The 12,486-nt window shown below is 67.0% G+C and carries 8 protein-coding genes and 2 pseudogenes; 9 read left to right on the top strand and 1 reads right to left on the bottom strand.

All coding sequences use genetic code 11. From position 1 onward, the window contains the following. Window positions 1–32: 32 nt before the first annotated feature. Window positions 33–1,043 (bottom strand): mandelate racemase/muconate lactonizing enzyme family protein, encoded by a 1,011-nt coding sequence (locus ACILR9_RS05495; RefSeq protein WP_395708890.1) that lies wholly within the window; start codon window positions 1,041–1,043, stop codon window positions 33–35. Window positions 1,044–1,112: 69 nt separating this feature from the next. On the opposite strand from ACILR9_RS05495, the pseudogene ACILR9_RS05490 reads away from it, so the two are divergent. From ACILR9_RS05490 to ACILR9_RS05450, 9 genes and pseudogenes are all read left to right on the top strand, one after another. Further along, window positions 1,113–1,730: pseudogene (locus tag ACILR9_RS05490) on the top strand (citramalate synthase); the annotation flags it as partial. A 51-nt stretch (window positions 1,731–1,781) separates the two neighbouring features. After that, window positions 1,782–3,371: pseudogene (cimA, locus tag ACILR9_RS05485) on the top strand (citramalate synthase). 574 nt (window positions 3,372–3,945) lie between these two features. Then, entirely contained in the window at window positions 3,946–5,133 is a 1,188-nt protein-coding gene (locus tag ACILR9_RS05480; protein WP_395709047.1) for an IS4 family transposase, read from the top strand. A 172-nt stretch (window positions 5,134–5,305) separates the two neighbouring features. After that, complete coding sequence (locus ACILR9_RS05475) at window positions 5,306–6,427, top strand: HlyD family secretion protein (RefSeq protein ID WP_395708889.1); 1,122 nt, start codon at window positions 5,306–5,308, stop codon at window positions 6,425–6,427. Next, complete coding sequence (locus ACILR9_RS05470) at window positions 6,424–7,920, top strand: DHA2 family efflux MFS transporter permease subunit (protein ID WP_395708888.1); 1,497 nt, start codon at window positions 6,424–6,426, stop codon at window positions 7,918–7,920. The genes ACILR9_RS05475 and ACILR9_RS05470 overlap by 4 nt, the downstream gene beginning before the upstream one ends. 218 nt (window positions 7,921–8,138) lie before the next feature. Beyond that, window positions 8,139–9,191, top strand: a complete 1,053-nt coding sequence (gene xylF, locus ACILR9_RS05465; protein WP_395708887.1) for a D-xylose ABC transporter substrate-binding protein — start codon at window positions 8,139–8,141, stop codon at window positions 9,189–9,191. A gap of 152 nt (window positions 9,192–9,343) precedes the next feature. After that, window positions 9,344–10,624: a sugar ABC transporter permease gene (locus ACILR9_RS05460; protein ID WP_395708886.1), complete on the top strand. Its 1,281-nt coding sequence runs from the start codon at window positions 9,344–9,346 to the stop codon at window positions 10,622–10,624. A 47-nt stretch (window positions 10,625–10,671) separates the two neighbouring features. Continuing rightward, window positions 10,672–11,424, top strand: a complete 753-nt coding sequence (locus ACILR9_RS05455) for an ATP-binding cassette domain-containing protein (protein WP_395709046.1) — start codon at window positions 10,672–10,674, stop codon at window positions 11,422–11,424. Window positions 11,425–11,689: 265 nt separating this feature from the next. Beyond that, on the top strand, window positions 11,690–12,484 hold the full coding sequence (locus ACILR9_RS05450) for an RNA methyltransferase (RefSeq protein ID WP_395708885.1): 795 nt from the start codon (window positions 11,690–11,692) through the stop codon (window positions 12,482–12,484). Window positions 12,485–12,486: the final 2 nt, after the last annotated feature.

The following is a 12,486-nucleotide window of genomic DNA, read 5'->3' as shown; positions in this document are numbered from 1 at the left end:
GGCCTCACCGTGGGCGCGCCCTGTTCATGCAGCTATGATGCCTTGAAGCGCTGACCACCCTTGCGGAAATCCTTGAGGATCTCCGGCCGGAAGGCGAGGCCGTGGCCCGGCCGCTCGGGCGGGCTCATGGTGCCGTCCTTGGCCGGCAGGATCGGCTCGATCCACAGATCGTCGTTCCAGTCCATGTATTCGAGGTAGTTGGCGTTGGGGATCGACGCCAGCACATGGACCATCGTCTCGTGGAACAGGTGCGGCGCGATGCGGATACCCCACGGTTCTGCCGCGGCAGCGATCTTGCGCAGCTCGGTGAAGCCGCCGCGCATCGGGTCGGGCTGCAGGATCGGCACGCATGGCGTCTCGAAGAACGGCCGGAGGTCGTTCCTGGTGAAATGGCTCTCGCCGCCCACGATCCTGGTCTTGAGGGCCGCGGCGATGCGGCGGTAACCGGCGAAATCCTCGGCGACCACCGGTTCCTCGAGCCAGTAGGGATCGAGGTCGTCGATGCGATGGCCGGCCTGGATGGCGGTGTCGGCGTCCCAGCCCATGTTGACGTCGATCATGATCTCGATGCCGTCGCCCATCTGTTCGCGCATGGCGCGCACATTCTGCACGTCCTCGCGCCACGGCCGGATGTGGGCGACCTGCATCTTGATCGCCTTCAGCCCCTGTGCGGTGAACTCCTTGGCGCGGGCGATCATGCCGTCGCGACCGAGCCCGCGGAAACAGCCCGAGCCGTAGGCCGGCACCGCTGTGCGCGCCGCGCCCCACAGGCGGAACAGCGGCAGGCCGGCGCGCTTGCCGACAATGTCCCACAGCGCCATGTCGACGGCGCTCTGGGCGAATACCGTCACGCCCATGCGACCCAGCCAGAAATTGCTGCGATAGAGCACCTGCCAGATCGCCTCGACCTCGGTGGCGTCGCGGCCGATCACGTGCGGGGCGATCAGCTCCTTCATGCAGGCATCGAGCGTGTCGAGGCCGCCGCGCAGCGGCATCAGGTAGCTCATGCCGACCAGCCCGCCCTGGGTCTCGATCTCCAGCACATAGAGGTCGCGCAGCGGCGGTCATGAACGGTATCTCCCGGAGCGTCGGCCCACTATGATGCGGCCCGCATGAGCCAGTCCAACCGCATCTATCTCTTCGACACCACCCTGCGAGACGGCGCCCAGACCCAGGGCGTGGATTTCACCGTGGCCGACAAGACCGCGATCGCCCGCGAGCTCGACCTGCTCGGCATTGACTACATCGAGGGCGGATGGCCGGGCGCCAATCCGACCGACGACCGCTTCTTCGCCGAGCCGCCGGCGTTCCAGAACGCCAGGTTTGTGGCTTTCGGCATGACGCGTCGCGCCGGACGTAGCGCCGCCAACGATCCCGGGCTGGCCGCCATCCTGCAGACCAAGGCGCGCAACGTCTGCATGGTCGGCAAGACCTGGGACTTCCATGTCGACGTGGCGCTCGAGGTCGACCGCGCCGAGTACCTCGAGATGATTTCGGATTCGCTCGCCTACGCGAAGGGCCGCATGGAAGAAGTGATGTTCGACGCCGAGCATTTTTTCGACGGCTACAAGGCCAACCCCGACTACGCCATGGCCTGCCTCGCCGCGGCGGAAAGGGCTGGCGCGCGCTGGCTGGTGCTGTGCGACACCAACGGCGGCACGCTGCCGCACGAGGTCGAGCGCATCGTCGGCGAGGTGACGAAGAAGATTCCCGGCGAGCGCATCGGCATTNGGTCATGAACGGTATCTCCCGGAGCGTCGGCCCACTATGATGCGGCCCGCATGAGCCAGTCCAACCGCATCTATCTCTTCGACACCACCCTGCGAGACGGCGCCCAGACCCAGGGCGTGGATTTCACCGTGGCCGACAAGGCCGCGATCGCGCGCGAGCTCGACCTTCTCGGCATTGACTACATCGAGGGCGGCTGGCCGGGCGCCAATCCACCGACGACCGCTTCTTCGCCGAGCCGGTGTTCCAGAACGCGAAGTTCGTGGTGTTCGGCATGATGCGCGCTGGGCGCAGCGCCAACGATCCCGGCTGGCCGCTGTCCTGCAGACCAAGGCGCGCAACGTCTGCATGGTCGGAAAGATCGACTTCCATGTCGACGTGGCGGCCGAGGTCGACCGCGCCGAATATCCCGAGATGACCACCGTTCGCCTATGCGAAGGGCCGCATGGAAGAAGTGATGTTCGACGCCGAGCATTTCTTCGACGGCTACAAGGCCAATCCCGACTACGCGATGGCCTGCCCTCGCCGCGGCGGGGAAAGTGGCTGGCGCGCGCTGGCTGGTGCTGTGCGACACCAACGGCGGCACGCTGCCGCACGAGGTCGAGCGCATCGTCGGCGAGGTGACGAAGAAGATTCCCGGCGAGCGCATCGGCATCCACACCCACAACGACACCGAGAACGCGGTCGCCAATACGCTGGCGGCGGTGCGGGCCGGCGCCCGCCAGGTGCAGGGCACGATCAACGGGCTTGGCGAACGCTGCGGCAACGCCAACATGATCGCCCTGATCCCGAACCTCGTGCTCAAGATGGGCTTCGACACCGGCCTGAAGCCCGATGCCATGCAGCGGCTCACCCACTTGTCGCGCCTGCTCGACGATCGGCTGAACGTCGTGCCCAACCGCAGCGCTGCCTATGTCGGCACCCGCGCCTTCGCCCACAAGGGCGGCCTGCACGTCTCGGCGGTCGAGAAGGACCCGCGGACCTACGAGCATGTCGACCCGGAGGTCGTCGGCAATCAGCGCATCATCGTGGTCAGCGACCAGGCCGGCCGCTCCAACATCATGGCCCGCTTTCGCCAGATCGGCCTCGAGGTCGATCCCAAGGACCCGGGCGTCGCCCGCCTGCTCGAGATCGTCAAGGAACGCGAGTCCGAGGGCTACGCCTACGATGGCGCCGATGCCTCCTTCGAGTTGCTGGCGCGCCACGAGCTGCACACCGTGCCGGATTATTTTGCCTTGCAGAGTTTCCGCGTGCTGGCCGAACGGCGGGTCAATGCCCGTGGCCAGCTGATCGCGCTCTCGGAAGCGACCGTGAAGCTCGACGTCGCCGGCCGGCGGGCGATGGAGGTCGGCGAGGGCAACGGCCCGGTCAACGCGCTCGATGCTGCGCTGCGAAAGGCGCTGATCCCGGTCTATCCCGAGCTCGAGGACATGCGGCTGGTCGACTTCAAGGTGCGCATCCTGGATTCGGCCGGCGGATCGGCCGCCACCACGCGCGTCATGATCGAAAGCTCCGACGGCAACAGCCGATGGTCGACCATCGGTGTATCGCCGAACATCGTCGATGCCTCGTACAACGCCCTGTACGACGCCATCACCTACAAGCTGTTCCGTGACGGCGCCACGCCGGCCGTGCCGGCGTAGGGAGCAAGCCGGCGCAGCCGGCCTCATGAGGACCGCGGGCGTCCCGCCCGCTCGAGTCTTCTTCCCCAGCTCGCTGCTGGAGGTGTCGGCAGCCTCGCCGACGGAGGGGTCGCGAGCCCAGTCCCGCTGCTCATGACCCCTCCGTCGCGTATGACGCGACACCTCCCCAGCGAAGCCTAGTTTCAGCACAGATGTTGCGCCGCACGAAGACGGGGGAGGTTGGGAGTGTGTGTTGAGGAGCACGCTTCTCCTATAATTTTGGAATCCAATACAACTGTCGAGAGCAACAATAGAATCTTCGAATCGCCCGGCGAATCACTTCGAAACCCCGTTGCAGCGAGCAGAGCCAATGTGATCTCTGACGATCCTCTTCAACCCAAAGAGGATCACCATGATCGGCGAGATCGGTTATTTCGGCGACGCCCGGCTGGCCCGCAATGGCGCCCTGCTGCTCGAGCGCATGCACCAACGACAGACTGTTCAGTATACGCAAGCTCACCGAGGGTCGGGCCGAACAGGTCAGGTTCTGCGCTTTCGTCGAACAAGGAGGTCACGGTGGAGGAAATGATCTCGCATCGCCCTCCCTGGCCGGCGTCGCTGCGGTCGGCTGCCACGTGCTGGCAATCCAGGACACCAGCGAGGTCAACTACCAGCACAACGCCGCCGCAAGCACTCGCTCGGCACGGTCGGCAATGGCACCGACGTCGGGCTGTTCATCCATCCGGTGCTCGCTGTCGACGCCGACAACGGCGAATGCCTGGGCCTGGTCGACGCACAGATCTGGCGCCGCACCACCGGCAAGGCCGCCAACTACAAAGAACTGCCGATCGAGTGCAAGGAGTCCAATCGATGGCTCAAGGGAGCCGACCGCGCCAAGGCCGTCCTGGCCGACGCCGCCCTGATCACCGTCGTCGATGACCGCGAGGCCGACATCTACGAGAAATGGGATCGCCTGCCCGACCAACACACCCACCTGCTGACCCGCGCCTGTCGCAATCGTAGCCTGGGCGACGGCCGCAAATTGTTCGAAACCTTGGCCAGCTTCGACGAGGTCCACCGCTTCGAGCTCGATCTGACCGCCCGACCAGGCAAGAAGCGCATCGCCCGAAAGGCCACGATCGCCGTCCGCTTCGGACCGCTCACCATTCGACGCCCTAAATCGTGCTCCGATCGCCAAGCCTCGCCCGAGATCGACCTGTTCGCCATCGAAGCCCGCGAGATCGACCCGCCGCCCGGCCAGACACCCATCATCTGGCGCCTCTTGACCACCCATCGCCTCGACAGCCTCGAAAAGGCCGTCACCGTGATCGGCTGGTACCGCAGGCGGTGGGACATCGAGCAGCTCTTTCGAACCCTCAAGCAACAGGGCCTGCGCCTCGAACAGAGCGTCCTCGAGGACGGCAACGCTCTCGAAAAGCTCGCCGCCATCGCTCTCATCACCGCTGCCATCACCATGCAGCTCGTCGCCGCTCGCTCCGCCGCCCAACAAGCCGCCCCGGCAAGCCGCGTCTTCTCATCTCAGCAGCTCATCGTCATCGCCGCCTTGCTCAGCACCAGACAAGGGCGCACCGCAAAACAGCGAAATCCCTTTCCTCCCAACAGTCTCGCTGCCGCTGCCTGGATCATCGCTCGACTCGGCGGATGGACCGGATACCAAAGTGACAAATCAAATGGCCCCATCACTATGCGCGACGGACTCGAACGCTTCTACGCTATCGCTGATGGTTACCATCTCGCAGCGCAACATCTGTGCTCAAGTTAGCCAGCGAAGCTGGGGAGGGACTCGAGCGGGCGGGACGCCCGCATTTCTCATGAGCGCTCTCGGCCTAGCAGCCATGTTGCGCCCGCCGGTTGACCGGCCGGGGCGCGGGGCAGACCATATGTAGGTGAGAGACGGAGAACAGCTGGACGCCCGCGTCCCGACGCAAGGGTCCGTGGTTGCGCCGGCGCCGGTTCCGGTCGTGCCGCGTCGGTCGCGGCTGGGCGGGCGTGCTGCGGCGCGCCTCGTCATGTGGTCGCTGCCACTGCTGGTGATCGTCGTGACCGCCCTGGTCTGGCTTGCCTCCGGCCGCTACGTCAGCACCGACAATGCCTACGTCAAGGGGGACCGCGCGCAGATCGCCACCGAGCTCTCCGGCATCATCGTCGAGGTGCCGGTGCAGGAGAACCAGCACGTCTCGCGCGGACAGCTGCTGTTCCGCCTCGATGATCAGTCCTATCGCCATGCGCTGACCAGGATCGAGGCCGAGATCGAGACGACGCGCGCCGACATTCGTGGCCTGCGCGCCCAATGGCGCACCAAGCGCGAGGAGATCAAGGCGGCCCTGAGCCAGATGACCTACGCCCAGGCCGAGTTCGACCGTCAGTCCGACCTCGCCGAAAAGAAGATCGCCTCGACCCAGAAGCTCGAGGAGACGCGTATGGGCCTGGAGGTGGCCCGCCAGCGGATATCGGCGGCGCAGGAGGATCTGCAGCGGATCGAAGCGGCGCTGGCCGGCGATCCCAAGATCCGCACCGACGATCATCCGCGGGTCAAGCAGATGATGGCCGCGCGGGAGGAAGCGCTGCTGCAGCTGCGGCGCACGACAGTCGAATCGCCGCTCGACGGCATCGTCTCCAAGCGGCCGGTGCCGGGCAGCTACGCCACCGCCGGCGTGCCGATCATGGTCGTGGTTGCCGACACCGATCTCTGGGTCGAGGCCAATTTCAAGGAAACCGAGCTCACCCTGGTGCGGCAGGGGCAGCCGGCGGTGATCAGGGTAGACACCTATCCCGACGCCGAGTGTACCGGCGCCGTCTCGAGCATCGCTCAGGCGACCGGCGCGGAGTTCGCCGTGTTGCCGCCGCAGAATGCCTCGGGCAACTGGGTCAAGGTCGTGCAGCGCATACCGGTGCGCGTCTCCGTGACCTGCCGCGAGGGCGATCCGCCGCTGCGCGTCGGCATGAGCACGACCGTCGAGATCGACACCGGCCACAGCCGCTCGTTCGGCAGCCTGATGGCAGGCCTCGCCAAGACCTTCGGCCTGTCGACTGCCTCGGCCTCCGCCAAGCCATGACGGTCGATCCGTCGGTCAGGCGCCGGCGCGACCTGATCACGCTGGTGGTCATGATGGCCACCATCATGCATGCGCTCGACGGCACCATCGCCAACGTGGCGCTGCCGTCGATCCAGGGCTCGCTGTCGGCCACCCAGGAGCAGGTCTCGTGGGTCGTCACCTCCTATATCGTGGCGTCGGCCATCCTGACGCCGTTCGCCGGCTTCTGCGCCACCCGCTTCGGGCTGCGCAGCACGCTGTCGACCTGCGTCGTCGGCTTCACCATCGTGTCGATGCTGTGCGGCGCCGCGCAAAGCCTCGACCAGCTCGTGCTGTTCCGCGCCCTGCAGGGCGGCTTCGGCGCCGCCCTGGTGCCGGTCTCCCAGGCCATCATGATGGACACCTACCCGCGCGAGGAGCAGGGCAAGGCGATGGCGATGTGGGGCGTCGGCACCATGATCGGCCCGATCGTCGGCCCCTCGCTCGGCGGCTGGCTGACCGACGAGTTCACCTGGCGCTGGGTGTTCTACGTCAACCTGCCGGTCGGGCTGTTGTGCGCCTTCGGCATCCTGATGCTGGTGCGCGACACCGCGCATGACCGGCGGCGGCCGTTCGACCTGCTGGGCTTCGCCTTCCTGGCCATCGCCATCGGCAGCTTCCAGCTCATGCTCGATCGCGGCCAGCAGCTCGACTGGTTCGATTCGATCGAGATTATCGGCGAGGGCCTGGTCGCCGGGGTGTCGTTCACGATGTTCCTCATCCACATGCTGACCGACCGGCAGCCGTTCCTGTCGCGCGACCTGTTCCGCGACCGCAACCTCACGGTTGGTCTGCTCCTGACCGCCATTACCGGCCTGGTGCTGATCGTGACGGCGACCCTTATGCCGCCGTTCCTGCAGCAGCTCAAAGGCTATCCTGTGTTCACCACCGGCATCGTGCTGGCGCCGCGCGGCGCCGGCATGATGATCTCGATGATGCTGGTGTCGCGCCTGATCGGCCGCTTCGACGCCCGCGTCATGATCGCCGTGGGCTTCGCCATGTGCGCGGTGTCGCTGTGGGAGATGACGACCTTCACGCTCGAGGTCAGCGAGAGCCAGATCATCTGGAACGGCGTCCTGCTGGGCTTTGCGCTCGGGCTTGTCTTCCCGCCGCTGACCACGCTCACTTTCGCCACCCTGCCGCCGCGCCTGCGTACCGAGGGCGCGGCGATCAATGCGCTGATGCGCAACATGGGGGCCTCGGTCGGCATCGCCGTGCTGGTGTCGCTGCTCGCGCGCAACACCCAGGAGAACCGCGCCGAGCTGGTCGGCCAGCTCACGCCCTACAGCGCTGGCTGGCCGTTCGGCCGGGTCATGCCGGGCGCCGATTCGCAAATGCTCGCGGTATGGGACGCCGAGATCAACCGCCAGGCGGCGATGATCGGCTACCTCAACGACTTCCGGGCGATGACGCTCTGCACCCTCCTGGTGATCCCGCTGCTGTTCTTCATGCGCAAGCAGGTGCTGGCAAGGTAGGAATGCCGGCACTGGCAAAGACTGCACGCCGCATCGATGTGCTTGCACGCCATCCGCGTTTCGGCTCGCCTCGCGTATCCGTCGTGTGTGCGCGCCCGCGGCCGTGAGGGCAATTCGACCGCGGGTGTGCCTCCATCAGCTTGACCGTCCAGAGGCACGCCGATCATAGTCGACACAACCTCGGCAAGAGGGCGTCTACATCAACGGGAGGAGACAGCATGCCTCGCACTTCATTTGCGGCGCTGGTCGGTGCCGCCATCCTGGCCGGCATTGCGGCGCTGAGCGCTCCCAGCCCGGCGCAGGCGCAAGTGGTCGGCGTGAGCTGGTCCAACTTCCAGGAGGAGCGCTGGAAGACCGACGAGGCCGCGATCAAGGCGGCGATCGCCGCGGCTGGCGGCACGTACATCTCGGCCGACGCGCAGAGCTCGGCCACCAAGCAGCTGGCCGACATCGAAAGCCTGCTGGCGCGCGGCGCCAAGGCGCTGATCGTGCTGGCGCAGGACGCCAATGCCATCCGGCCGGCCATCGAGAAGGCGCTCAACGAGGGCGTCCCGGTGATCGGCTACGACCGCCTGATCGAGATGAAGGACGTGCTCTACATCACCTTCGACAACAAGGAGGTCGGGCGCATCCAGGCACGCGAGGTCTTCAAGGTGAAGCCGGAGGGCAACTACGTCTTCATCAAGGGCTCGTCGTCCGATCCCAACGCCGACTTCCTTTACTCTGGGCAGATCGACGTCCTGGGCGACGCGATCAAGGCCGGCAAGATCAGGAAGGTCGGCGAGGCCTACACCGACGGCTGGCTGCCGGCCAACGCGCAACGCAACATGGAGCAGTTCCTTACCGCCAACAGCAACAAGGTCGACGCGGTCGTGGCGTCGAACGACGGCACGGCGGGCGGCGCCGTTGCGGCGCTGACGGCGCAGGGCTTGGCCGGCTCGGTGCCGGTGTCGGGCCAGGACGGCGACCAGGCGGCGCTGAACCGCGTCGCGCTCGGCACCCAGACGGTGAGCGTATGGAAGGACGCGCGCCTGCTCGGCCGGACGGCCGGGGAGCAGGCGATGACGCTGGCCAAGGGCACCAAGCTCGCGGCGCTGCAGGGCACCAAGAGCTGGGCCGACGGTCCGCGCAAGATGCCGATGACCTCGATCCTGCTGACGCCGGTGCCGATCACCAAGGACAACCTCGACGTCGTCATCCAGGCCAACTGGGTGCCGAAGGATGTGGTCTGCCGTGGCGTGAAGGCCGGCACGGTCAAGTCCTGCAATTGAATCGACTCATTGCCGGGACCGCGTCACTCCAGTGGCGCGTGTGGGATGTGTGATCGAGAGGAAGAGCGCCACTGGAGTGGCGCGGTCCCGGCAATGAAGCGAGTCCGGTGACCTCGCCGCTCTCCGGTGTGTCGCAAGGGGCTGCGGCGCCCGTGCGCAGAGACCTCGCGAGCCTGTTCCGAGCTACCGAGATCGATGCTCGCCTGGTCGGCATGGTGGGCGCTCTGGCGTTGATCTGGATCGGCGTCGACCTGATGTCCGGCGGCGCCTTCCTGACGCCGCGCAACCTGTGGAACCTCTCGGTGCAGACCGCCTCGGTCGCCGTCATGGCGTCCGGCATGGTGCTGGTGATCGTGGCGCGCCACATCGATCTGTCGGTCGGCTCGATCCTCGGTGTCGTCGGCATGATCATGGGTGTGACGCAGGCCGAGGTCCTGCCGCGCTATCTCGGCTACGAAAGCTCGCTCATCTGGATCGCTGCCCTTGCCGTCGGGCTGGTCGCCGGCGCAGCGATCGGGCTGCTGCAGGGCCTGATCGTCGCCTATCTGGGGGTACCGGCCTTCATCGTGACCTTGGGCGGCCTGCTGGTATGGCGCGGCGCCGCCTGGTGGATCACGTCCGGCCGCACGGTGGCGCCCATGGACGATGCCTTCCGCCGCATGGGCGGCGGTATCGAGGGAGCGATCGGATCGACCTGGACGTGGGCGGTCGCGCTGCTCGCCTTCGTCGCCATCGTCTGGCGCACGCTGCACGCCCGCCGGCGGCGCCGGAAGGTCGGGTTCGCGCTGCGGCCGGTGTGGGCGGAAGTGACCGTCGCCGGCCTCGCCTGCCTGGCGGTGCTGGCCGTCGTGCTGGTCGCCAACAGCTACAACCTGCCACCCCGCGTCGCCGAGCGGCTGGCCGCGGCGCGCAGCGTCGCCGTGCCGCCGGAGGGCCTGTCGATCGCGCACGGGCTGGCCGTGCCGGTGCTGATCGCCGTGGCGGTCGCCATCGTCGTCACTTTCCTCGCCCAGCGCACGCGCTTTGGCCGCTACGTGTTCGCGCTCGGTGGCAACCCCGAGGCGGCCGAGCTTTCGGGCGTCGACACCCGGCGGGTCACCGTCCTGGTCTTCGTGCTGATGGGAACGCTGTGCGCCGTTGCAGCCGCCATCTCGACGGCGCGCCTCAATGCCGCCACCAACGCGCAGGGCACGCTCGACGAGCTCTATGTCATCGCCGCCACGGTGATCGGCGGCACGTCCCTGGGCGGCGGGCTCGGCACCGTCGCCGGCGCAGTGCTGGGCGCGCTGATCATGCAGAGCCTGCAGTCGGGGATGGTGCTGATGGGGCTCGACACGCCCTTGCAGAATATCGTCGTCGGCGTGGTGCTGGTCGTGGCGGTGTGGCTCGACCGGCTCTATCGCGCCCGCGCCCTCAAGGGGAGTGTGGCGTGAGCGACGCAAGGCGCTATCCTGGGCCTCCGCTGGTCGAGCTGCGCGGCATGCGCATCAGCTTCGGCGGCGTGCAGGCGGTCGACGATGTGTCGCTCGACCTGAAGGGCGGCGAGGTCGTGGGCCTGCTTGGCCACAACGGCGCCGGCAAGTCGACCCTGATCAAGATGCTGTCGGGCGCCTATCGACCGGATTCGGGCGAGATCCGCATCGATGGCCGACCGGTGACGATCAACAGTCCGCGCGACGCGCGGAGTCACGGCATCGAGACGATCTATCAAACTCTGGCGCTGGCCGAGAACCTCGATGCCGCAGCCAACCTCTTCCTCGGCCGCGAGCTGCGCACGGCCTGGGGTACGCTCGACGACGTCGCCATGGAGGCCGAGACCCGCATCGTGATGGCGCGCCTCAATCCGCACTTCGCCAAGTTCAAGGAGCCGGTGCGGGCGCTCTCGGGGGGGCAGCGCCAGGCGGTCGCCATCGCCCGCGCGATCCACTTCAATGCCCGCGTGCTGATCATGGACGAGCCGACGGCGGCGCTCGGCCCGCAGGAAACCCGGCAGGTCGCCGATCTCATCCTCCAGCTCAAGAAGGAAGGCATCGGCATCTTCCTGATCAGCCACGACATCCACGACGTGTTCGATCTCGCCGATCGCGTGGCGGTGGTGAAGAACGGCCGGCTGGTCGGCACGGCGCCGACCCGCGCGGTGACCAAGGACGAGGTGCTCGGCATGATCATCCTCGGCACCTGTCCGGCCGGGGCCACGCCCGGACCGGGCGCGACAGCCGCCAGCAGCGCATGAGTGGCAGTGCTGCGACCTGTTCGGACCGCCTAAGGCTTCTCGAGAGCCGTCCTATATAGAGATTGTCGATTCAAGAGGACGTCACGCGCTACGCCGCGCTGCGCGCGGCTCCGGTCGGGATGACGGGATTTTTTCCGTATGCGAACGCCCTGCCCGCAGATGCGCCGACCGCAGAGCTCGCGGAGGCCCGTCTCAAGGCGCCCGTCGTCATGGAAGCTTCAGCCCAGGAGCGTCCGCCTCGGCGTCTTCGTAAGGGACAATCTGCGTGAGCTTCGGCTACAAGGGCCGCGGCATGGGACGACCCTCGAAAGGCCGCGCCACCGTCTCGGACACGCCGTTCGTCATCCTGGTGCGCCCTCAGCTCGGTGAGAATATCGGCATGGCGGCGCGCGCCATGCTGAATTGCGGCCTGTCGCGCCTGCGCCTGGTCGCGCCGCGTGACGGCTGGCCCAACGAGAAGGCGCAGCGCGCCGCATCGGGTGCCGACATCGTTCTGGAGGAAACGGTGGTGTTCGACAGCGTGGCCGAGGCGGTCGCCGACCTGGAGCACGTCGTCGGAACCAGTGCGCGCAATCGCGAGCTCAGCCAGCGCATCATTACGGCGCGCCGTGCCGGCGAGGAGATGCACGGCTGGATCGATCGCGGCGAGACGGTCGGCATCCTGTTCGGGCCGGAGCGCACCGGCCTCACCAACGATGATATGGTGCTGGCCGATACCGCACTCTCGATCCCGCTCAATCCGCAATTCTCCTCGCTCAACATCGCGCAGGCCGTCCTGCTGGTCGCCTACGAATGGGCAATGGCGGCCGACTCGACGCAGGCCGAGCGCCTGTCGGATTACGCGGTCCGTCCGGCAACCAAGGAAGAGATGCAGAACCTGTTCGACCACCTCGAGCGCGCCCTCGACCAGTCGGGCTTCCTGCGCAACAAGGCGGCCAAGCCGGCGATGGTGCAGAACCTGCGCGCCTTCCTGCAACGGGCGGCCATGACCGAGCAGGAGGTGCGGACCTTCCACGGCATCATAAAGTATCTCGGCAAAGGCAAGCACAGCGAGGAGTGAGC

This window comes from Reyranella sp. (genome assembly GCF_044224635.1).
Classification (GTDB): domain Bacteria; phylum Pseudomonadota; class Alphaproteobacteria; order Reyranellales; family Reyranellaceae; genus Reyranella.
The sequence above is the reverse complement of the archived record's forward strand: the minus strand, read 5'-3'. Positions and strand labels throughout refer to the sequence as shown.